The following is a 20,743-nucleotide window of genomic DNA, read 5'->3' as shown; positions in this document are numbered from 1 at the left end:
CAGTCAGAGGCTGACAAGGCCGCCATGGGTTAATTTTTTTGCGGTATCAGCGCCAAAAATTCGCGCCGCAAAATCGGGTCTTTGAGAAATGCGCCGCGCATGACAGAGTTGATCATGCGGCTGTCCATGTCTTTGACACCGCGCCAGGCCATACAAAAGTGTGTGGCTTCCATCACCAACGCCAGACCATCGGGTCGGGTTTTATGTTGAATCAAATCGGCGAGTTGCACCACAGCCTCTTCCTGAATTTGCGGCCTGCCCATCACCCATTCGGCCAGTCTCGCGTACTTGGACAAACCAATGACGTTGGTATTTTTATTCGGCAGCACACCAATCCAAATTTTGCCGATGACAGGACAAAAGTGGTGGCTGCAGGCGCTGCGCACGGTAATCGGGCCGACGATCATCAACTCATTCAAACGCTCAGCGTTGGGAAACTCGGTGATTTCGGGTGACTTGACATAGCGCCCGTTAAACACTTCTTTGACGTACATCTTGGCCAAGCGTTTGGCGGTGTCGGTGGTGTTGTGGTCGTTGGCGGTGTCAATCACCAGACTTTCAAGCACGGCTTTCATTTTGTCTTCGACTTCTTGCAACATGGCTTCCAGTTCACCCGGTTCTATGAACTCGGCAATGTTGTCGTTCGCATGAAAGCGTTGTTTAGAGGCCAGCACACGCTCGCGGATTTTGACCGAGATGGGAACGCCTTGATCTGCTGTGGATTTGCTCATGGTGTCAAGCCACTTTGGCGTCGAGGTTGCGCAAGCGAATATGCAGTTCGCGCAATTGTTTCTCGTCCACCAGAGACGGCGCTTGCGTCAGCAAGCACTGGGCACGCTGGGTTTTGGGGAAAGCGATCACATCGCGGATCGATTCGGCACCAGTCATCAAGGTCACTATGCGGTCTAGGCCAAATGCCAGTCCACCGTGAGGCGGCGCGCCGTATTGCAACGCATCAAGCAAAAAGCCAAACTTGATTTGCGCTTCCTCGGGCGTGATTTTGAGGGCATCAAACACTTTTTGTTGCACATCGGCGCGGTGAATACGCACCGAACCGCCACCAATTTCCCAGCCATTCAACACCATGTCATAGCCCTTGGCCACGCATTTTTCCGGCGCCGTGACCATCCAGTCTTCGTGGCCGTCTTTGGGTGCGGTGAACGGATGGTGTACCGCGTTGTAACGCTGTGCCTCTTCGTCGTACTCAAACATGGGAAAGTCGACCACCCACAAAGGAGCCCAACGGTTTTCCAGCAAGCCTTGCTTTTTGCCAAACTCGCTGTGTCCGACTTTCAAGCGCAAAGCGCCGATAGCATCGTTCACCACCTTGGCTTTGTCGGCACCGAAGAACAACAGGTCGCCGTTGTGTGCGCCGCTGCGTTTCAAGATTTCGGCAATGGCTGCATCATGAATATTTTTCACGATGGGTGACTGTAAACCCTCGCGCCCAGCACTCACATCATTGACTTTGATCCAAGCCAAACCCTTGGCACCGTAAATTTTCACAAACTCGGTGTAACTGTCGATTTCGCCACGACTCATCTCGCCGCCGTTAGGAACACGCAAGGCGACCACGCGACCACCGGGTGTGGTCGCCGGTGCGCTGAATACTTTGAAGTCAACATCGGCCATCACATCGGTCAACTCGGTGAATTCCAACTTGACCCGCATATCTGGCTTGTCTGAACCAAAACGATGCATGGCTTCGTTGTAGGCCATGACGGGGAAATCACCAAGTTCAATGCCCAGGGCTTCCACAAACACACCTTTGATCATGTCTTGGAACAAAGCGCGGATTTCCTCCTCGTCCATGAATGAGGTTTCAATATCGATTTGGGTGAATTCAGGCTGGCGGTCAGCCCGCAAGTCTTCGTCGCGAAAACATTTGGTGATTTGGTAGTAACGGTCAAATCCAGACACCATCAACAGTTGCTTGAACAGTTGAGGGGATTGGGGCAAAGCGAAAAAATGGCCGTCATGCACACGACTGGGTACCAGATAGTCGCGCGCACCTTCAGGCGTGCTTTTGGTCAACATAGGCGTTTCAATATCGACAAACCCATTGGAATCTAAAAACTTACGCACTGCCATGGCGACTTTGTAGCGCAGCATCAGATTTTTTTGCATATAAGGTCTGCGCAAATCTAACACCCTATGGGTCAATCGCGTGGTCTCCGACAGGTTGTCGTCATCCAACTGAAAGGGCGGCGTGACCGACGGGTTCAACACCACCAGTTCGTGACACAGAACTTCGATCTTGCCGCTTTTCAGGCTTTCGTTGGTCGTGCCCTCGGGGCGCAAGCGCACCAGACCTTTGATTTGTATGCAAAACTCGTTGCGTAATTCTTCGGCTTGTTGGAACATGGCAGCGCGGTCTGGGTCGCAAACCACTTGCACATAACCCTCGCGGTCGCGCAGGTCGACAAAAATGACACCGCCGTGGTCACGTCTGCGATTGACCCAACCGCACAATGTGACGGTTTGACCTTGAATGGCTTCGGTCACCAAGCCGCAGTAATGAGATCGCATAGCCATGTTAAAAATTCTTTCGTGACAGGTTTTTGAAGTTCAGTCGGCCATAGCCGGCCAGATTCAGGAAATGGTTTTCATCGCAGGTAAATCTGGCGAGACAGCACCCATGGAAATCACATAGGTCAAGGCTTCGTCCACGCTCATGTTCAATTCAATCACATCGGCCGCCGGTACCAGCAGGAAAAAACCGCTGGTGGGGTTGGGCGTGGTCGGCACATACACACTGATGTGACCGGCGCCGACATGCGCGGCGACTTCGCCGGTAGGCGTACCGGTTTGAAATGCAATCGTCCAAGCACCTTGACGCGGGTATGGAATCAGCACGGCTTTGCGAAACGCATTGCCATTGCTGGAAAACAATGTATCGGATACTTTTTTGACACTGGTGTATATGGATTTGACAATCGGTATGTGGGTAAACAATTTGTCCCACTGCGTGACCAACCAACGACCGGCGACGTTGGAGGCGAATGCGCCAGTGATCACCAACACCAAAAATACAAGTATCACGCCCAGCCCACGAATTTGCAGCAGATGCTGGAAAGAATCCCCGATTGACTGAGGCAACACACTGCTGAAGCCAAACAGCACATTGGCAAAAATACCGTCCATGACTCCGACCAACCAGCTGAGCACCCACAAGGTAATCGCCAACGGTAACCAGACCAGAAGTCCAGCAAATATGTATTTTTTAATATTCATGGATGACAAGCGGTTCAATGGCAAGCACAAGACGGCGCACACGCGCTCGCCGAAGCTGCAGGCGTATCCGTTTTAGCAGGTGCATCAGCCACCGCGGTTGACGGTGCATCAGAGTTTGCAGTAGGCGCGGCCGCGCTGCCGCCACTTTTGAAATCGGTTGCATACCAACCCGAACCCTTGAGCTGAAACCCAGGCGCAGACAACTGCTTAGAAAATGTGGGTTTGCCGCATTGGGGGCATGCGGTCAAAGCGGGGTCTGAAATTTTTTGTAAATGGTCTTTGGCGAAACCGCAAGATCCGCATTTATAAGCATAAATTGGCATGGTGTTACCGCTGGGTGAGGGAGAATTGACAAAGCCACAGATTGTAAGCTTTTATCTTCAGCAGAACGATTTTTGCCTATGAAGGCGTATTTCATTACTTATACTAAGCTTCCTGACGATTATTTCAGGTTCAACCCCGACCATTCACCCCTCTCATTGGAGTCATAGTCATCATGTCATACCGTTTTTCTTTGGTACTCCTGGCCGTTTTGGCTGTAGCCGCTTGCGGCAAGAAAGAAGAGCCCAAGGCCACAGCCCCTGCAGTAGCTGTGAATGCCGAGGAAAAAGTTCTGAATATTTATAACTGGCCTGACTATGTCGCCAAAGACTTGATTGCCAATTTTGAAACCGAAACCGGCATCAAGGTCAATTACCAGACATTTGAAAACAACGAAGGCTTGCAAGCCAAATTGGTCGCTGGCAACACGGGCTATGACATCGTCGTGCCAGGTTCGGTGTTTGTCAAAGCCCAAATTGATGCCGGTTTGCTCAAGAAACTCGACAAGACTCAAATTCCCAACTACAAAAATTTGGACAGTGGATTGATGGGCAAGCTCGTGGGCGTTGACCCGGACAATCAGTATGTGGTTCCTTGGGCTTGGAGTTTCACCACGGTAGCCATCAACAAGGCCAAAGTGGCCAAAGCGCTGGGCAATACCCCCATGCCTGACAACGCTTGGGATTTGGTGTTTAACCCCACCTACACCAGCAAATTGAAATCCTGTGGCATTGCTTACTTGGATTCACCAACAGAAATTCTTCCGCCTGCACTGCACTACATCGGCAAAAAAGCCTATTCCGAAGACGCGGCAGACCACAAGGCCGCTGGTGAAATGCTAGCCAAAGTCCGCAAAGACATCCGTTTGTTCTCTAGCACCATGATCGATGACATCGCGGGTGGTAAAGCTTGTGTGGCACTCGGCTGGGCTGGCGACTTCAACCAAGCAGCCGCACGTGCAGAAGAAAATAAAAGCGGTATTCAAATTGAAGTCTTGTTGCCCAAAACCGGTGGCTTGATTTTCTTTGACAACTTGGCAGTGCCGGCCGATGCCAAGCACCCCAACAACGCCATGGCTTTCATCAACTATTACCTCAAGGCTGAAGTGTCCGCCTCTCAGACCAATGAGCTGGGCTACCCCACAGCCAACAAAGCCAGCGTTGCACTTGTCACCCCCGAAGTGGCTCAAAACAAAGCCGTTTTTCCTGACGAAACCAATCTAGCCTTGATGGTGCCACCAGAGGCCTTGGGAAATGCCACCCGCGAGTCTATGACTGCTGTATTCACCAGCTTCAAAAAAGGCAAGTAATCGCATGACACAGGGCGAGTCAATGTCTATGAACCCGCCTCGCTCTGTGTTTTTACTGTCACTGACGGCCAGTCTGTGAAGCTATTCTCTGCTTGGAATCAACTCAGCTTACGCCACGGTCGCAGTGTGGTGCTGAGCTTGCCTTGGTTCTGGTTACTGCTGTTTTTTGCGGTGCCGTTTTTCATTTTGCTTCGCATCAGCGTGACCGACATGGGCGAAGGATTGGATCCATTCGCGCCGTTGATCCAATCAAGCAACGGGCAAGTCATGTTGCATCTCAAGCTTGCCAATTATTTATCTCTGCTCAAGGACACGGATACCGGTTGGCTCCAAACGCTGTACACCGAGTCCTATGTGTTGTCGCTTAAATATGCGTTGTGGACCACCTTGATGTGTTTATTGGTGGGGTATCCGTTTGCCTATTTTCTGGCGCGTAGCCACCCTGCTGTTCGACCTATGTTGTTATTGATGGTGATGCTGCCCTTTTGGACTTCGTTTTTATTGCGCGTGTACGCATGGAAAGGCTTATTGACAGAACAAGGCATCATCAACCATTTGTTGATTGCGCTTGGCTTGGTCAATGAACCTATGCAATTGCTTTACAACGATGTGTCCATGCTGATTGGCATGACCTATGTCTATTTGCCTTTCATGGTGCTGCCCTTGTACGCGAATCTGGTCAAGCTCGATGGTCGCTTGCTTGAAGCCTCGCAAGATTTGGGGGCTACGCCGTGGCAAACATTTTGGCTGGTCACGGTACCGCTCAGTCGCTCGGGTGTGGTGGCAGGTTCGATGTTGGTATTCATTCCCTGTCTGGGTGAATTCGTCATCCCTTCGCTGCTGGGGGGAGCCGAAAACCTGATGATTGGTCGCGTGGTGTGGGATGAAATGTTCAGCAGCAACAACTGGCCGCGCGCGAGTGCGCTGTCCATTGTGATGATTGTTGGTGTGATCATGCCCTTGGCTTGGTACAACCAGCGCGTGATGCGCAAAGCCGAGTTGGAGTCGCCCGCATGAGCCTGCTGTGGTGGCGTGAGCATGTTGGCAAATTCTGGCTGGCCGCGGTCTATGCGTTTTTTTATTTACCGCTGGCTTTTTTGGTTCTGTTCTCATTCAACAGCACCCGCCAAGACAGTGTGTTCACCGGGTTTTCATTGCGCTGGTATGAAGCCTTGCTCAAAGACAACCGGCTGGTAGAGGGGTTTTTACTCTCATTCAAAGTGGCTTTGATGAGCGCCACACTGGGCACGGTACTGGCCACTATGGCTGCATTTGCGCTCGTTCGGTTCGGCAAGTTTCGTGGTCGCACCTTGTTCAACGCCATGTTGTCCTCCCCGCTGGTCATGCCCGAGGTGATCATCGGTATGTCACTGCTATTGCTGTTTGTCGGCATGGAGCGTTTGCTCGGTTGGCCCGAACGCGGCACGCTCACCATCGTGCTCGGTCATGCACTGCTGGGCATGGCCTATGCCAGCGTAGTGATTCAATCTCGCCTCAAAGAAATGGACAAATCGATTGAAGAGGCCGCATTAGATTTAGGCTGCCGACCTTTTCAGGTGTTTTTTCTGGTCACTCTGCCCAATATGTCTCAGGCATTGCTTGCAGGCTGGCTGCTGACGTTCACCTTGTCTTTTGATGATGTGGTGATATCCGAATTTCTGGCCGGTCCCGGTGTTACCACCCTGCCCCAAGTCATCTTCAATTACGCCCGCCGAGGCGTCAACCCAACTATTTATGCAGCCGCCAGTCTGTTGATGTTGGTAGTGACTTTGGCTGTCGCCATTTATGGCGTACAGCTGGCCAGACAGTCTCGTCAAAGCCAGATACCGCGCGGGGAATAATCAACCGGCCAAGCTCCAAACGCCGACCAAAGCGGTGATAACCATGCCTGCAAAAAATCCCAACGCCAACAGCAATAAGGCCTGCAATGTGCGGTTGGTGCGTTGTTGCATACGTATCAATTCATGCAGTTGCTTGCGCTCTTGTTCATGGTCACGCTGTAAAAACGCATGTACCAGACGCGGGATTTCAGGCAGCATTTTGGCCAGGCGAGGGGCCTCTTCTTTGAGTTGCTGCCACAAACGCTGCGGCCCGATTTGCTCGAGCATCCACTTTTCCAAGAATGGTTTGGCCGTGCTCCACAAGTCCAACTCGGGGTCGAGTTGACGACCCAGTCCTTCGATGTTGAGCAAGGTTTTTTGCAGCAATACCAATTGCGGTTGAATCTCTACTTGAAAGCGGCGCGAGGTCTGAAACAAACGCATCAACACCATACCCAAGGAAATTTCTTTCAGCGGTCTGTCAAAGTAAGGCTCACACACAGCGCGAATCGCCGACTCGAGTTCGTCGACACGCGTTTGCGCTGGCACCCAGCCTGATTCAATGTGCAACTCAGCCACACGTTGATAGTCCCGCCGGAAAAAAGCGGTGAAATTCTGTGCCAGATACTCTTTGTCAAACTCGGTCAAGGTTCCGACGATGCCGAAATCCAAGGACACATAACGCCCAAAAGTCGCCGGCGCCAAACTGACTTGGATATTGCCAGGGTGCATATCGGCATGAAAAAAACCATCTCGAAACACCTGGGTAAAAAATATAGTGACACCATCTCTGGCCAGTTTGGGAATATCCACACCAGCTTGTCGCAAAGCATCGACATGGCTGATCGGTATACCGTGCATGCGCTCCATGACGATGACATCGCGGGTGCAATATTCCCAAATCATTTCTGGAATCAGCACCAAATCCAAACCCTCCATGTTGCGACGCAATTGCGTGGCATTGGAGGCTTCGCGCACCAGATCGAGCTCATCATGGAGGTATTTGTCAAACTCGGCCACCACTTCGCGCGGCTTGAGCCGCTTGCCGTCATGAGATAAACGCTCTAACCACACAGCCATGGTGCGCATCAAATCGACGTCTTTATTGATGACCGAAAGCATGCCCGGTCGCAATACTTTGACTGCCACTTCGCGCTCTTGTCCATTGCTATTGCGCAGACTGGCGAAATGCACTTGCGCAATCGATGCGCTGGCCACCGGTACCCTGTCAAAGCGACTGAAGATATCTTCCACGCGGCGACCCAAAGCGCGTTCAATCGATGCCACAGCCAAATCCGATGCAAATGGTGGCACTTGGTCTTGCAATTTAGCCAATTCGTCGGCGATGTCGCTGGGCAATAAATCGCGTCTGGTGGAGAGCACCTGACCGAGTTTGACAAACACTGGTCCGAGGTGTTCAAGCGCCTGTCGCAATCGCTGGCCACGCGGTGCACTCAAATTGCGGCCAATGGTCAGTACCCGAGATACACGAACCAGCCAAGCTTGTTTGAAGCCAGACAGCAATAATTCATCCAGACCGAACCTAAGCACGATCCAGAGAATGAAAATGCCGCGGTAGATGCGGGTCATTTGGCGGCGAACTCACGCAATAAGCTGGCTGCCCGCTTCAAAATCAGCACCACTTGGTGAGCCACTGCATCCCCGAATACACGGGATACATCTTCTTCAATATCCCAGCGCACATGGTCGACCAACCAGTTGATGTCAGCCGCCAACATGACATCTCCGTCTATTCGCATGGCCGGTTTTTCGCCTTTGACCAAACCCTGTACCAGCGAGAATGGCGACGCTTGATTGATATGCAAATGCAAATCTGCGGGTGCATCCGCGTCAGCCCGCTCCAACATACCAGCGGGCGTGATCATCCATTGAAGCCGGAAGTCGCGCCAACTCAGTTGCACGCGTTGGCCTTGTTGACGCTTGAGACGTTCGAGCGCGGCGGGTTCTTGGCCCAGCACATGGTTGATCAGCACCACACATTTGTCTTGCAATTCAAACACCAGCCAGTCGGGCAGCTTGAAAGCAAACAGGAAAGCGGACAATCGGGCAGACATGTCTGCTAGCGGGGACGCAATGGCCATGTGATGTGTCCGCTGAGCGGATTGAAAAAATAACTGCCCTGATTATTGCAAGGCTTGGACGCCCGCCACCAACCAACCGGCGGAGCCGGATTTGGGCTTGGTCATGTTCCAGACTTCGCGGAACGGACTGGGCGACGTATTGGGCTCTTCGCGGATCATGCCGGAGAACTCAATACTGGCCATGTAGCCCTCACCAAGATCCTCAATACCGAGCAACTGCGCTTCGATCATGACCACTTCTGTGTGGTTGGGTCCTTGCACCAACTGACCACGTTCGGCCAATTGGGTCTGTATTTCGTGCAACATGCTGTCAGTCATCATGACCCGCAGTGCCGGAATATCTGCACGGTCCCATGCCGCTTGCAAACTGATGAAGTTTTGTTTGGCATTGGCCACAAAACTTGTCACATCAAAGTCTGAAGGAATAAACCAGTTTTGGTTACCCCCTGACAACGAGGATCCGATGCGTACACCCGAGCGGGCTGGCACCGAACTGTCAAAAGTGGCACCCGCCTGCTCCCAAGGCCTGGCTGAAGCATCATTGCCAATTTTGGCTGGGTTGTACTGGGGCACATCCGATGGATTGGTGGAAGAACCGGCACCACCATAGGCATAAGGGTCTGCAGGCGCTTGTGGCATGCGTCTGCGCATGAAAAAGCCGATCACGACGACCACGGCCATGGCGATCAATGCAAACATGAGCAATTGGCCGAATTCAGCCCCAAAACCCAGCGAATGCGCCAGCCAAGCCAGACCTAAACCAGCGGCCAGACCACCGAGCATGGCACCCCAAGGGCGACGTGGTGCAGCCGCAGGTGGCGCGACGGGCGCAGGGCCAGGTGCTGCGTTTGGCGCGGCATTGGGGGCGGCAGGTCGACCGGCTTCACGTTGTGTCACATTGCCTGATTGCTGGCCAAAAGATTTACCGCCACCCAGTCGCTTGGCAGCGTCGGCATGCAAGCTGGCAAACACCATGAACAGCGCAAGAACAACACTGAAAATTTTCATATCAATCCAACCCTTCAATCACACAAATTGCAATTTCAACAACTTATTCCAACATGAAGCGCGACCACACCCAAGCTCATGTTGTGTATATCCACATGGGCAAAGCCACTTTCCTTCATAAGGACTTTCAAGCTTTGCTGGTCTGGATGCATGCGGATCGACTCTGCCAAATAGCGGTAACTGGATTCGTCACCCGCCACCATTTTCCCTAATCGTGGCAAAACTTCAAATGAATACCAGTCATACGCCTTTGCCAGAGGTGGGGCAACTTTGGAAAATTCCAACACCAACAGTTTGCCGCCAGGCTTGAGCACCCTTGCCATTTCACGCAACGCTAGGTCTTTATGGGTCATGTTGCGCAAACCGAAAGCCACGCAAACCAAGTCGAAATACCGGTCTTGAAACGGTAATTGCTCAGCGTCACAGACCAGCGTCGGCAACAGCACACCCTTGTCTATCAAGCGCTCACGCCCCTGTCGCAACATGGCCAGATTGATATCGGTGTGAACCACCTGACCGCTGGCACCTACCTTGTCGGCAAATGCCAGCGCCATGTCACCGGTGCCGCCTGCAATATCCAATACCTTATCGCCCTGTTTCAGATTGGCCACCAACAAGGTGTAAGCCTTCCAAGCGCGATGCAAGCCCATGGACATCAAATCGTTCATGAGGTCGTATTTGGATGCGACAGAATCGAACACGCCACGCACACGACGAGCCTTTTCGTTTTCGTCTACGGTTTTGAATCCGAAATCTGTGCCGACCATGTCTGCGCCCTTATGAATGACAGGATGAACCGCCACGTGCCGACATGGGCACATCGCGCTGAGTGCCAGCCTGTTGCAGTCGCTGTTCGTACTGCAACCACAAATGATCTTGGTTCACACCGAGGAAGTGCAAATAGTCCCAAGAATATATGCCACTGTTGTGACCGTCGCTGAATGACGGTTGCACGCCATAGTTACCGACTGGTTCAAGACTGAGTATGCCTACATGGCGCTTGCCGGTTTGCAAAACCTCTTGCCCAGGGCCGTGGCCTTGCACTTCTGCTGACGGGCTGTAAACCCTCAACAACTCAAAAGGAAGTCGAAAAGACTGGCCGTTATCGAATGACACTTCCAACATTTTGGAGGCGCCATGCAACACGATGTCGGTAGGCTGAGGGGTGGTGGATTGCAGGCCTGCCATGTTCTATACCAATACGCGCTCTATCCCGCCGGTGTTGGCGAGATTGACATACTCGGACATCCAGTTGTCCCCCAGAATTTTGTGGGCCATTTCAACCACGATGTAATCGGCTTCAAGCAAACCATTTTGTAAATCGTCTTGGAAACGGTTCAAGCCAATCAGGCAACTCGGGCACGAAGTCAGCACTTTCACATTGTCCTTGGCAGCCACCCAGCCCTTGTCTCGCAATGCTGCCTCGCCTGCGAGAATTTCCTGTTCTTTGCGAAAGCGGATTTGTGTCGACACATCGGGTCGTGAATACGCCAGACCGCCGCTTTCGCCGCAGCATCGTTTGCTTTCGATCACCTGTTCACCTAACAGCGCTTTGACTGTTTTCATCGGTGCTTGTTGTTTCATCGGACTGTGACAAGGATCGTGATACAGGTAAGCCTCGCCACCAGGCAATGTGATGCCTTTGCCAAGCAAGTATTCGTGAATGTCAACAATGCGGCAACCGGGGAAAATTTTGTCGAATTCATAGCCTTGTAACTGATCAAAACAAGTGCCGCAACTCACAACCACGGTTTTGATGTCCAAGTAGTTCAAAGTGTTGGCAACGCGGTGAAAAAGCACACGGTTGTCTGTGATGATTTTCTCTGCTTTGTCTTGCTGGCCCGAGCCGCGCTGCGGGTAGCCGCAACACAAATAACCGGGCGGCAACACGGTTTGCACACCCGTGTGCCAAAGCATGGCTTGGGTCGCCAAACCGACTTGACTGAACAAGCGCTCAGAGCCGCAACCGGGGAAATAAAACACCGCCTCGGCATCCGCACTCGTGGTTTTCGGATTGCGGATGATGGGCACATAGTCGCGGTCTTCTATATCTAGCAAAGCGCGCGCAGTCTTGTTGGGCAAACCAGCAGGCATTTTTTTATTCACAAAATGAATCACTTGCGCCTTGATGCCAGCCGCACCTATGGATGCTGGCGGTTGACGGGTTTGCTTGCGTGCCAGCGTTCCGAACACGCCGTTGGCCAAGCGTTGCGCTTGCATGCCCATGCGCGTGAGTTGATGTCCGATTTGAATGGCTTGCGGATTCACGGTGCCTACCAACCAGGACTGGAAAGCCGACGCAGGCCGGAAACTTTGCTGGCCCATTTTGCGCAACAAGTTGCGCATGTTCATGCTGACTTCGCCAAAATCGATGTCCACCGGGCACGGCGTGGCGCACTTATGGCACAGCGTGCAATGGTCGGCCACATCTTCAAATTCTTCCCAATGCTTGATGGAGATGCCGCGCCGGGTTTGTTCTTCGTACAAGAAAGCTTCAATCAGCAAAGACGTGGCCAAAATTTTGTCGCGCGGGCTGTAAAGCAAGTTGGCACGCGGCACATGGGTGGCGCACACCGGTTTGCACTTACCGCAGCGCAAGCAGTCTTTGATGGAGTCGGAAATCGCGCCAATGTCTGACTGCTGCATGATCAACGACTCGTGCCCCATCAACCCAAAACTGGGGGTATAGGCTTGGCTCAAATCTGCTTTGCGCATGTCTGGCGCATGCGCAGTGGCGTGACGCAGCAACTTGCCTTTGTTGAAATGCCCGTTCGGGTCAATGCGCGTCTTGTAGTCTGCAAACGGTTGCAACTCAGCGTCCGTTAGGTATTCCAGCTTGGTGATACCGATACCGTGTTCACCCGAAATAACACCATCGAGCGAACGCGCCAACGCCATGATGCGGGCCACGGCTTCATGCGCTGTGTGCAGCATGTCGTAGTCATCGCTGTTGACGGGTAAATTGGTGTGCACATTGCCATCACCAGCGTGCATGTGCAGCGCCGCCCAGACCCTGCCTTTGAGCACCTGTTGGTGCACTTTGTCAAACTCTCGGCGCAATGGCGCAAACGCGGCACCACTGAACAAATGGTGCAATTCGGCCCTTAACTGGGTTTTCCAACTGGCGCGTAATTCGTGGGTTTGGAGTTGCAACAGGTAATGGTCAATGCCTACCAACCAGCTGTCCCACAACGCCCGCACTTGTGCCAACAAGACCTTGGCTTGTGCCGTGCGTTCTTGCAGCAATTCGGGCGAAGGACGGTCCAGTTCATCGTCCACCGCCGCCATGGGTAACTGACCGCTGGAGAGCAAGTCGAGCAAGGCATCACACAGGGCAATTTTGTTGCGCAGTGACAGTTCGATGTTGATGCGCTCAATGCCGTCGGTGTACTCGGCCATGCGTGGCAAAGGAATGACCACGTCTTCGTTGATTTTGAAGGCGTTGGTATGCCGACTGATGGCCGCCGTGCGCTTGCGGTCGAGCCAGAATTTTTTACGTGCCTCAGGGCTGATGGCGATGAAGCCTTCGCCACTGCGGGCATTGGCCAGGCGCACCACTTCAGAGGTGACGCGTGCCACATCGTCTGCATCATCACCGGCGATATCGCCGAACAACACCATTTTGGGTAAGCCGCCGCGTTTCGATTTGGTGGTGTAGCCCACCGCCTTCAAATAGCGGTTGTCCAAATGCTCGAGTCCCGCGAGCAAGGTGCCGGTTTGTTTGGCGACCTGGAACATGTAGTCCTTGATCTCGACAATGCTTGGCACGGCCAAATGGGCAGGGCCGAAAAACTCCAAACACACAGTGCGGGTATGGGCTGGCATGCGGTGCAAAATCCAACGCGCACTGGTGATCAGGCCGTCGCAACCTTCTTTTTGCACGCCGGGCAAACCGCTTAGAAATTTATCGGTGACGTCTTTGCCCAAGCCAGCCTTGCGAAAACTGCTGCCCGGGATATCCAGACGTTCGGTGCGCAAGGGCGTGATGCCGTCGGCTTGAAAGTAACGCAATTCGAAACTGGCGACATCTGCATCATGGATCTTGCCCAGGTTGTGATTGAGGCGCACCACCTCCAACCACAAAGCGTCCGGTGTCACCATGCGCCAACTTGCGAGATTGTCCAATGCCGTGCCCCACAACACCGCTTTTTTTCCGCCTGCATTCATAGCGATGTTGCCGCCAATACAAGAGGCCTCAGCTGAAGTCGGGTCTACCGCAAACACCAGACCGGCGGCTTCGGCGGCGTCCGCTACCCGTTGTGTCACCACCCCGGCTTCGGTCCACAAGGTGGGCGTGGCTTGCGACAAGCCCGGCAACACCACCGTTTCCACGGCGTGCATGGCGGTGAGTTTTTCAGTGTTGATGACCACGCTTTGCCAGGTCAAGGGGATAGCGCCACCTGTGTATCCAGTGCCGCCACCACGCGGCACGATGGTCAATCCCAACTCGATACAGGCTTTGACCAATCGCGCCATCTCGGCTTCACTGTCTGGGGTCAAGACCACGAACGGGTACTCAACCCGCCAGTCGGTGGCATCGGTCACATGCGTCACCCGGCTCATGGCATCAAACTTGATGTTGTCCGCGGCGGTGCATTTACGCAACACTTTGTGGGCTTTTTTTCGCAGAGCTTGAATCTGGTCAAACTGCGCAGCAAATTGCGCGACAGCCGTGTGTGCAAAAGCCAGCAAGCTGCCAACGGTGGCATCGCGCTGCGCGTCGGACAAGCCGTGTTGCTGTCGGCGGGTTTGCACATCAGACAAGCGGTGGCGCAAAGCCTCAATCAGCAGGCCACGGCGTCTGGGGTTGTCCAACAAATCGTCTTGTAGGTAGGGGTTGCGTTGAACCACCCATATGTCGCCCAGCACTTCAAACAGCATGCGAGCAGATCGCCCAGTTCGCCGCTCAAACCGCAAACTCTCGAGCATGGTCCAAGCCTGCTCGCCGAGCAAACGGATCACGATCTCGCGGTCAGAAAACGAGGTGTAGTTGTAGGGGATTTCTCTCAAACGATGGCTGTCGCTGACAGCAGGCATCAGTTTGTCTAGGGGGGTTGGCGCATTCATAAATATCGTTCGAATGTTAACCCAGTGCCCTCAGGCACTAAGCTCAAAGGGTTAACAACCATTGTGAAGTGGCGCAAGCCAGCACCAGCGCCGCGTAAGTGACGACTTTGCCATCATTGCCAAACCCAATCAAACCAATGAGCAACACACAAGCGCCGACCACACTGTTAAAGATAAATTGGCGTCGCCAGGCCCTCCAGCCAGGCATTGTGCGGCTCAACAAAGGCGTGACCAATGCCATCCAAGCTGCCACGGCACAGGCCGGAGCAACAAAGTTCAGCAAATGAACCATAAGCGACATAACATCCATATATTCAAATTTTATAATCCGCACCATGTCTGTATGGGCTCTTGGTCTCAACCACACCACCGCACCTCTTGATTTGCGTGGGCGCTTTGCCTTTGCTGTCGAGCAAATGGGGCCGGTGCTTGATGGTTTTCGTCAAGCGGTGGGCAGTCATACCGAAGCTACCATTCTCTCTACTTGTAACCGCACCGAAATTTACTGTGCCTCCAATGAAATTTTGATGCCCAAGACCATGGCTTGGTTGGCCGAGTCCGGCGGTGTCAGTACCGACAGTCTGCACAGCCATCTCTACACCATGGTCGATGAACAAGCTGCCCGCCATGCCTTTCGCGTCGCCAGTGGCTTGGACTCCATGGTTTTGGGTGAGCCGCAAATTCTGGGTCAAATGAAAGATGCAGTGCGGGTCGCTCGAGAGGTCGGCGCTTTGGGTTCCACTTTGCACCAGATGTTCCAGCGTTCGTTTGCCGTGGCCAAGCAGGTGCGCAGCACCACCGAAATCGGTGCCCACAGTATCAGCATGTCAGCGGCTTCGGTCCGATTGGCCGGTCAATTGTTTGAAGACCTGAGCAAAATCAATGTGCTGTTTGTCGGCGCCGGTGAAATGATCGAACTGTGCGCGACTCACTTTGCCGCTAAAAACCCGCGCGGCATGACGGTCGCCAACCGCACCATGGAACGCGGCGAATTGCTGGCGCGACAACTCAAGGCCAATGTCATGCGTCTGGCGGATTTACCGGACCGCTTGCATGAATTCGATGCGGTCATCAGTTGCACCGCCAGCACGCTGCCGCTGATCGGCCTGGGTGCGGTAGAACGTGCGCTGAAAAAACGCCGTCACAGTCCCATGTTCATGGTCGATCTGGCTGTGCCGCGCGATATTGAACCCGAGGTCAAGTCTTTGCGCGACGTGTATTTGTACACGGTGGACGATTTGTCTCAGGTGGTGCAAACCGGCCAAGCCAGCCGCCAAGCGGCAGTGGCTGAAGCCGAGGTCATCATCGATGCCGGTGTGCAAAGTTTTGTGCATTGGCTAGACAAGCGTTCCGATGTGCCCTTGATTCAGCAACTCAACCAACAAGCCGAAGTTTGGCGAGCCAACGAATTGAGCCGCGCCCACAAACTGCTGGCCAAAGGTGAACCGGTTGATGCCGTGTTGGAGAGCTTGGCTAAAAGTTTGACCCAAAAAATGCTGCATGGCGCCATGTCCGAACTACACGCTGAAGATGCAGATGCTCGTCAACTCGCCCGCAACGCCATCGAGCATTTCTTTTTACGCGCCGGTCGTTAGCTGAAAGCCCTATTCCCATGAAGCCGTTTATGCGTGCTCAACTCGAGCGCAATGTGCAACGCCTGTCCGAGTTGGACTTTTTGTTGTCGCGCGAAGACATCATGCAAGACATGACACAATTTCTGTCCTTGTCGCGCGAACATGCCGATGTAGCGGCGTTGGTCACACCCTACCAACGCTGGCTGCAATTGACGCAAGACAGTGAAGCGGCGCAATCCATGCTGCAAGACAGCGATCCAGAAGTACAAGCCATGGCGCAAGAAGAAATTGCACATGCCACTGAGCAAATACAAGCCTTGCAAGCGCAATTGCAACGCATGCTGTTGCCCAAAGACCCGGATGACGCCCGCAATGCATTTCTGGAAATCCGCGCCGGCACAGGGGGCGATGAATCGACCTTGTTCGCTGGTGATTTGCTGCGCATGTACACACGCTTTTGCGCCGAGCGCGGCTGGCGCGTGGAAGTGGTCAGCGAGTCGGCCAGCGAGTTGGGCGGCTACAAAGAAGTGGTGGTGCGCATCGAAGGCAGTGGCGTTTACGGTTGTTTGAAATTCGAGTCCGGCGGCCACCGCGTGCAGCGCGTACCGGTCACCGAAACCCAAGGACGTATTCATACCAGTGCGTGCACTGTCGCGGTGTTGGCTGAACCTGATGAAGCAGAAGCCATCAAAATCAATCCCGCTGATTTACGCATAGACACTTTCCGCGCCAGCGGTGCCGGCGGACAGCACATCAACAAAACCGATTCGGCGGTACGCATCACACATTTGCCCACCGGCATCGTCGCCGAGTGTCAGGACGGACGCAGTCAGCACAGCAACAAAGCGCAAGCACTGCGCGTGCTCACCGCACGCATACAAGAAAAAGACCGCAGTGAACGCGCTGCCAAAGACGCGGCCGAACGCAAAAGCCTGATCGGCAGCGGCGACCGCAGCGACCGCATACGCACTTACAACTTCCCGCAAGGCCGCTTCACCGACCACCGCATCAACCTCACGCTGTACAAATTGCTGGCCATCATGGAAGGCGACTTGAATGATGTCGTTGAAGCCTTGCAAGCTTATGAAGCCGCGCAACAACTGGCAGCGCTGGAAAGCACGGCGTGATCACAAATCAGGCTCTGCAATATGCTCGCTCGCTAGACATCGACTCGCTGGAAGCGCAAACCCTGTTGCTGCATGTGTTTGAACGCCCATTGCACGACCGAGCTTGGTTGCTATTGAACGATACGCTTGAACTGACCAGCGAACAGCAAACAGGTTACCAACAAGCACTGCAACAACTGCTGGACGACACGCCTTTGGCTTACCTGACCGGCTGGCAAGCCTTTCATGGCTTGGAATTGCAAATCACGCCTGACGTGCTTGTGCCACGCGCTGATACCGAAACCTTGGTAGATTGGGCTTTGTCACTGAACTTGGGCCCAGCCTCGGTGCTGGATTTGGGCACCGGCAGCGGCGCCATCGCGTTGGCCTTGAAACACCAACGCCCCCATTGGTCGGTACATGCCGTGGACCAAAGCGCCCAAGCCATGGAAGTGGCGCAGGCCAATGCCCGCCGCTTGCAACTCGATGTGTTGATAAAACAAAGCGATTGGTTCAACCAAGTACACGGCCGGTTTGACCTGATCGTCTCCAACCCGCCTTACATCGCCCAAGGCGACCCGCATTTGCCGGGACTGGTGCACGAGCCGCAAAGCGCACTGGTCAGCGGGCCGCTTGGCTTGGATGACTTGCAAACCATCATCGTCCAAGCCCCGTCTTACTTGAAAACGCAAGGCTGGCTGCTGCTGGAACACGGCTACGATCAAGCAGGGGCGGTAGGCGACTTACTGCGGCAAAACGGCTTCAGCCAAGTGCAAAGCCGCAATGACCTCGCGGGCATCGCGCGGTGCAGCGGTGGCATGCGCGGGGAAGTGAAATAATCCGCTTATTCAGCATTTTTGCAATTGGGGAGTTTTTATGAGTGATGTGCACCAACGTATCGAGCAACTGGTCAAAGACAACGATGTCGTGTTGTTCATGAAGGGCAATGCCAATTTCCCTATGTGCGGTTTTTCTGGCCGCGCCATTCAGTTGCTCAAGGCCAGCGGCGTCGACACCAAAACATTGACCACTGTCAATGTGCTGGATGACGCCGATATCCGCCAAGGCATCAAGGAATACAGCAACTGGCCCACCATTCCTCAGTTGTACGTCAAAGGCGAATTCATCGGTGGCTCAGACATCATGACCGAGATGTACGAATCCGGCGAGCTCACCAAGGCCTTGGGCAACTGAACCAACGGGCTTTGACAAGCGCTGTGTTTGCTCAAGGCAGCCAGCGTTGCTGTGCAGCCATCACCGCATTCGGGTAAGCACGCTGGCCCCGCACACCGTTGTAGCGGCCCAGCGCCATGAATACATCGCCGTTTTCAATCTTCAGATAGTGTCGCAATATGACACAACCAAATCGCATATTCGCCTGCCATTGAAACAAGGCGGTGGCATCCCCTTGTGTCAGTAAGCGCGGCCAAAAAGGCATGACTTGCATCACGCCCATTGCACCTGCGCCGCTGACAGCGTATTTGCGAAATCCGCTTTCGACTTCCATCAATCCCAGTACCAAAGACGGGTCCAAGGCTGCGCGACTGCTTTCATACCAGACCGTTTGCAAAAACATGGTTTGCAGCTCAGGGGTAGCGAGCTCGGGCAAACCTGCATTGCCGTGTATTTGCCGCAAACGCGCATTCAATGTTTGTAAATTGCGTTGCAACCATTGTGCGTAAACCTGTTTGTCCGCAGGTGTGGCTAAAAAGGGTTGCGGCGGCGTCAGACCGGTGACCGCCGTACCCATGGCAGTTCGAACCGAGTCGGCCAAGTGTTCTTCGCGTTGCTGGCCGGCCCAAGATACGGCTACCTGCATTGCTAGCAACATGAAGACCAGAAAATACAAGCGAATCATTTTTTCGTCTCGGAGTTTTTCAATAAGTCATGGACCGCTTGAACCTCATAGTCGTTCACCCATTTTTTAAAGTACAGGTAAATATCTTTCATCTTGACTTGAAGTTGAATACTGGCAAAACCCTCGTCATCCCCATCCAAAGGAATCACACCTGTTAAGACGCTTTTGAAATGTTCCGGATCTTGGTGGCGCACCGGTTGGTAAGCCGCTATGGCGGCAAACGCGTCCTTCAAAGCAAATCCGTGATCCCGGGTGAGCACCATCAAGTCATACAAATCTCTGGCTTTCACACGGTCATAAACCACCAAGGTCTTCATGACAAACAAGCCGTTCAAGCCCATCACGTTGAAACCACCGGGTGACATGGGGTGTTTAGGGCTGGCTACCAAGCAATCAATTTGCGCCCGAGGCCGCTCAGGAAATTGCCGCGCATGAAACGTGACTTTGACGCCATCGATGGCATAGTCTTGAATCTGCCTGTCTAAGTCTTGCCCTGTATTTATTTTGAAGCTGACCTTTTTTTCAGCAGGGATCAAACTGCGTATCTCGCAACCGCTGTCAGACAGTTCAGCCAACAACGAATCCAGCTTAAAACTTGGCAAGTCATGCCCGAAACAATTGAAATCTAAATCTTCGCTCAACCGATGCCCAATATGCATGGCCAAGGCACTGCCTCCTACCAAAGTAAAGCTGCCTAATCGCGGATCGTCTTTCAGCCGATGAAAGAGTTTTTGTGTCGCCTGCGGCAAAAAATCAAGATTGAGCATAGGCCTCCTGCTGTGAGAGTTTCAGCCCTTTGGCGATATTGCCCAGCATTCTGGACACACTGGCTCGTGGCATGGGTTCGTAAACACGTTGGCGAAACACACGCCTGACTTTGGGTACGCCAAAGTGCGCACACACCCGCACCATGTCCTCAAACCGGTGTTGATCCAACACCTTGGCTATCAACAGCTCATCCCGCGGCTGAGGGTTGGACCAGCTATAAGCACCTGCCAAACCGAGTTGAACCGACTTGGCCTTTGCATGGCATTGCAGCAGCGCAACGCGCAACCAGGCAGGCAGCAAAAAAAGGTACGCGTCTATGTCTTGCGGTATCCAGTCTGCCGTGGCGATTTGGATCTCTGTACGTGTGAGTGTCTTCTCACCACGCGCCCACAAGTCCAGCAACACCCGCCCATGTGCAGTTTTGGCAAGCGCCATTTTTCTGGGGCTGGTTGTTTTTTTGACCGATAAACCACCCTTTTTGTCTGCCAAGGCGGCGGCGAGAGCTTGTGCATGGGCAGGATGTTCCAGCGCATAGAGACCACGGGACACGCGCACCAATTGACCCGACTTGACCAT

General features: G+C 53.5%; 21 protein-coding genes. 7 read left to right on the top strand and 14 right to left on the bottom strand.

From position 1 onward, the window contains the following. Nucleotides 1-29: 29 nt before the first annotated feature. The 4 genes from folE to AC9UG7_RS11470 are packed head-to-tail and all read right to left on the bottom strand — an operon-like array spanning nucleotide 30 to nucleotide 3,557. Entirely contained in the window at nucleotides 30-731 is a 702-nt protein-coding gene (gene folE, locus AC9UG7_RS11485) for a GTP cyclohydrolase I (protein WP_509587852.1), read from the bottom strand. 4 nt (nucleotides 732-735) lie between these two features. Beyond that, nucleotides 736-2,535 carry an aspartate--tRNA ligase gene (gene aspS, locus AC9UG7_RS11480; protein ID WP_509587850.1) on the bottom strand — a complete coding sequence of 600 codons (1,800 nt, stop codon included), beginning with the start codon at nucleotides 2,533-2,535 and terminating at the stop codon, nucleotides 736-738. Between the two features lie 57 nt (nucleotides 2,536-2,592). Then, nucleotides 2,593-3,234 carry a DUF502 domain-containing protein gene (locus AC9UG7_RS11475; protein ID WP_509587848.1) on the bottom strand — a complete coding sequence of 214 codons (642 nt, stop codon included), beginning with the start codon at nucleotides 3,232-3,234 and terminating at the stop codon, nucleotides 2,593-2,595. Nucleotides 3,235-3,248: 14 nt separating this feature from the next. After that, the gene (locus tag AC9UG7_RS11470) at nucleotides 3,249-3,557 is read right to left on the bottom strand and encodes an FmdB family zinc ribbon protein (protein WP_509587845.1); all 309 of its coding nucleotides are present in this window, start codon (nucleotides 3,555-3,557) and stop codon (nucleotides 3,249-3,251) included. A 173-nt stretch (nucleotides 3,558-3,730) separates the two neighbouring features. Between AC9UG7_RS11470 and AC9UG7_RS11465 the strand changes: the two genes are divergently transcribed. The 3 genes from AC9UG7_RS11465 (at nucleotide 3,731) to AC9UG7_RS11455 (ending at nucleotide 6,705) form a co-directional block, all read left to right on the top strand. Continuing rightward, nucleotides 3,731-4,864 (top strand): extracellular solute-binding protein, encoded by a 1,134-nt coding sequence (locus AC9UG7_RS11465; RefSeq protein ID WP_509587842.1) that lies wholly within the window; start codon nucleotides 3,731-3,733, stop codon nucleotides 4,862-4,864. 75 nt (nucleotides 4,865-4,939) lie between these two features. Further along, nucleotides 4,940-5,881, top strand: a complete 942-nt coding sequence (locus tag AC9UG7_RS11460) for an ABC transporter permease (protein ID WP_509587839.1) — start codon at nucleotides 4,940-4,942, stop codon at nucleotides 5,879-5,881. Continuing rightward, on the top strand, nucleotides 5,878-6,705 hold the full coding sequence (locus tag AC9UG7_RS11455; RefSeq protein ID WP_509587837.1) for an ABC transporter permease: 828 nt from the start codon (nucleotides 5,878-5,880) through the stop codon (nucleotides 6,703-6,705). The genes AC9UG7_RS11460 and AC9UG7_RS11455 overlap by 4 nt, the downstream gene beginning before the upstream one ends. Here the strand turns inward: AC9UG7_RS11455 and ubiB are convergent, their stop codons facing one another. Genes ubiB through AC9UG7_RS11420 form a run of 7 tightly spaced genes read right to left on the bottom strand, consistent with a single transcriptional unit; the run spans nucleotide 6,706 to nucleotide 15,162 of the window. Further along, nucleotides 6,706-8,274, bottom strand: coding sequence for a ubiquinone biosynthesis regulatory protein kinase UbiB (gene ubiB, locus AC9UG7_RS11450; protein WP_509587835.1), 1,569 nt, complete (start codon nucleotides 8,272-8,274; stop codon nucleotides 6,706-6,708). Then, nucleotides 8,271-8,786, bottom strand: a complete 516-nt coding sequence (locus AC9UG7_RS11445; protein ID WP_509587833.1) for a hypothetical protein — start codon at nucleotides 8,784-8,786, stop codon at nucleotides 8,271-8,273. Before AC9UG7_RS11445 ends, ubiB begins: the two co-directional genes overlap by 4 nt. A 42-nt stretch (nucleotides 8,787-8,828) precedes the next feature. Next, nucleotides 8,829-9,794, bottom strand: a complete 966-nt coding sequence (locus tag AC9UG7_RS11440) for a Tim44 domain-containing protein (protein ID WP_509587831.1) — start codon at nucleotides 9,792-9,794, stop codon at nucleotides 8,829-8,831. A 35-nt stretch (nucleotides 9,795-9,829) separates the two neighbouring features. Further along, the gene (gene ubiE, locus AC9UG7_RS11435) at nucleotides 9,830-10,561 is read right to left on the bottom strand and encodes a bifunctional demethylmenaquinone methyltransferase/2-methoxy-6-polyprenyl-1,4-benzoquinol methylase UbiE (protein ID WP_509587886.1); all 732 of its coding nucleotides are present in this window, start codon (nucleotides 10,559-10,561) and stop codon (nucleotides 9,830-9,832) included. A gap of 10 nt (nucleotides 10,562-10,571) precedes the next feature. Then, nucleotides 10,572-10,982, bottom strand: a complete 411-nt coding sequence (locus AC9UG7_RS11430; RefSeq protein WP_509587828.1) for a gamma-butyrobetaine hydroxylase family protein — start codon at nucleotides 10,980-10,982, stop codon at nucleotides 10,572-10,574. Between the two features lie 3 nt (nucleotides 10,983-10,985). Next, nucleotides 10,986-14,861, bottom strand: a complete 3,876-nt coding sequence (locus AC9UG7_RS11425; RefSeq protein WP_509587826.1) for a DUF3683 domain-containing protein — start codon at nucleotides 14,859-14,861, stop codon at nucleotides 10,986-10,988. 43 nt (nucleotides 14,862-14,904) lie between these two features. Continuing rightward, nucleotides 14,905-15,162, bottom strand: coding sequence for a hypothetical protein (locus AC9UG7_RS11420; RefSeq protein ID WP_509587824.1), 258 nt, complete (start codon nucleotides 15,160-15,162; stop codon nucleotides 14,905-14,907). 34 nt (nucleotides 15,163-15,196) lie between these two features. On the opposite strand from AC9UG7_RS11420, the gene hemA reads away from it, so the two are divergent. From hemA to grxD, 4 genes are read left to right on the top strand one after another with little or no spacing between them, the layout of a single operon-like run. Next, nucleotides 15,197-16,456, top strand: a complete 1,260-nt coding sequence (gene hemA, locus AC9UG7_RS11415) for a glutamyl-tRNA reductase (protein ID WP_509587821.1) — start codon at nucleotides 15,197-15,199, stop codon at nucleotides 16,454-16,456. Nucleotides 16,457-16,473: 17 nt separating this feature from the next. Then, a complete protein-coding gene (prfA, locus tag AC9UG7_RS11410) occupies nucleotides 16,474-17,562 on the top strand; it encodes a peptide chain release factor 1 (RefSeq protein ID WP_509587819.1) in 1,089 nt (362 codons plus the stop codon). Further along, nucleotides 17,559-18,380, top strand: a complete 822-nt coding sequence (prmC, locus tag AC9UG7_RS11405; protein ID WP_509587817.1) for a peptide chain release factor N(5)-glutamine methyltransferase — start codon at nucleotides 17,559-17,561, stop codon at nucleotides 18,378-18,380. The genes prfA and prmC overlap by 4 nt, the downstream gene beginning before the upstream one ends. Before the next feature lie 37 nt (nucleotides 18,381-18,417). Continuing rightward, nucleotides 18,418-18,735, top strand: a complete 318-nt coding sequence (gene grxD / locus AC9UG7_RS11400) for a Grx4 family monothiol glutaredoxin (protein ID WP_509587815.1) — start codon at nucleotides 18,418-18,420, stop codon at nucleotides 18,733-18,735. Nucleotides 18,736-18,766: 31 nt separating this feature from the next. Here grxD and AC9UG7_RS11395 read toward each other — a convergent pair whose 3' ends face one another. The 3 genes from AC9UG7_RS11395 to AC9UG7_RS11385 all read right to left on the bottom strand — a co-directional run. Continuing rightward, complete coding sequence (locus AC9UG7_RS11395) at nucleotides 18,767-19,399, bottom strand: lytic transglycosylase domain-containing protein (RefSeq protein WP_509587813.1); 633 nt, start codon at nucleotides 19,397-19,399, stop codon at nucleotides 18,767-18,769. Continuing rightward, entirely contained in the window at nucleotides 19,396-20,166 is a 771-nt protein-coding gene (locus tag AC9UG7_RS11390; protein WP_509587811.1) for a nucleotidyl transferase AbiEii/AbiGii toxin family protein, read from the bottom strand. The genes AC9UG7_RS11395 and AC9UG7_RS11390 overlap by 4 nt, the downstream gene beginning before the upstream one ends. Beyond that, on the bottom strand, nucleotides 20,153-20,743 hold a 591-nt coding region (locus tag AC9UG7_RS11385; protein WP_509587809.1), incomplete at its 5' end, for a hypothetical protein. The genes AC9UG7_RS11390 and AC9UG7_RS11385, both read right to left, overlap by 14 nt.

The organism is Limnohabitans sp. (assembly GCF_046052765.1).
GTDB lineage: Bacteria > Pseudomonadota > Gammaproteobacteria > Burkholderiales > Burkholderiaceae_C > Limnohabitans.
This window is presented reverse-complemented; position numbering and strand designations above follow the sequence as displayed.

What these genes read in the sequence shown, in the direction of transcription:
- folE (WP_509587852.1), bottom strand. Translation starts at nt 731, where the DNA reads ATGAGCAAATCCACAGCAGATCAAGGCGTTCCCATCTCGGTCAAAATC.
- aspS (WP_509587850.1), bottom strand. Translation starts at nt 2,535, where the DNA reads ATGGCTATGCGATCTCATTACTGCGGCTTGGTGACCGAAGCCATTCAA.
- AC9UG7_RS11475 (WP_509587848.1), bottom strand. Translation starts at nt 3,234, where the DNA reads ATGAATATTAAAAAATACATATTTGCTGGACTTCTGGTCTGGTTACCG.
- AC9UG7_RS11470 (WP_509587845.1), bottom strand. Translation starts at nt 3,557, where the DNA reads ATGCCAATTTATGCTTATAAATGCGGATCTTGCGGTTTCGCCAAAGAC.
- AC9UG7_RS11465 (WP_509587842.1), top strand. Translation starts at nt 3,731, where the DNA reads ATGTCATACCGTTTTTCTTTGGTACTCCTGGCCGTTTTGGCTGTAGCC.
- AC9UG7_RS11455 (WP_509587837.1), top strand. Translation starts at nt 5,878, where the DNA reads ATGAGCCTGCTGTGGTGGCGTGAGCATGTTGGCAAATTCTGGCTGGCC.
- ubiB (WP_509587835.1), bottom strand. Translation starts at nt 8,274, where the DNA reads ATGACCCGCATCTACCGCGGCATTTTCATTCTCTGGATCGTGCTTAGG.
- AC9UG7_RS11445 (WP_509587833.1), bottom strand. Translation starts at nt 8,786, where the DNA reads ATGGCCATTGCGTCCCCGCTAGCAGACATGTCTGCCCGATTGTCCGCT.
- AC9UG7_RS11440 (WP_509587831.1), bottom strand. Translation starts at nt 9,794, where the DNA reads ATGAAAATTTTCAGTGTTGTTCTTGCGCTGTTCATGGTGTTTGCCAGC.
- ubiE (WP_509587886.1), bottom strand. Translation starts at nt 10,561, where the DNA reads ATGGTCGGCACAGATTTCGGATTCAAAACCGTAGACGAAAACGAAAAG.
- AC9UG7_RS11430 (WP_509587828.1), bottom strand. Translation starts at nt 10,982, where the DNA reads ATGGCAGGCCTGCAATCCACCACCCCTCAGCCTACCGACATCGTGTTG.
- AC9UG7_RS11425 (WP_509587826.1), bottom strand. Translation starts at nt 14,861, where the DNA reads ATGAATGCGCCAACCCCCCTAGACAAACTGATGCCTGCTGTCAGCGAC.
- AC9UG7_RS11420 (WP_509587824.1), bottom strand. Translation starts at nt 15,162, where the DNA reads ATGTCGCTTATGGTTCATTTGCTGAACTTTGTTGCTCCGGCCTGTGCC.
- hemA (WP_509587821.1), top strand. Translation starts at nt 15,197, where the DNA reads ATGTCTGTATGGGCTCTTGGTCTCAACCACACCACCGCACCTCTTGAT.
- prfA (WP_509587819.1), top strand. Translation starts at nt 16,474, where the DNA reads ATGAAGCCGTTTATGCGTGCTCAACTCGAGCGCAATGTGCAACGCCTG.
- grxD (WP_509587815.1), top strand. Translation starts at nt 18,418, where the DNA reads ATGAGTGATGTGCACCAACGTATCGAGCAACTGGTCAAAGACAACGAT.
- AC9UG7_RS11395 (WP_509587813.1), bottom strand. Translation starts at nt 19,399, where the DNA reads ATGATTCGCTTGTATTTTCTGGTCTTCATGTTGCTAGCAATGCAGGTA.
- AC9UG7_RS11390 (WP_509587811.1), bottom strand. Translation starts at nt 20,166, where the DNA reads ATGCTCAATCTTGATTTTTTGCCGCAGGCGACACAAAAACTCTTTCAT.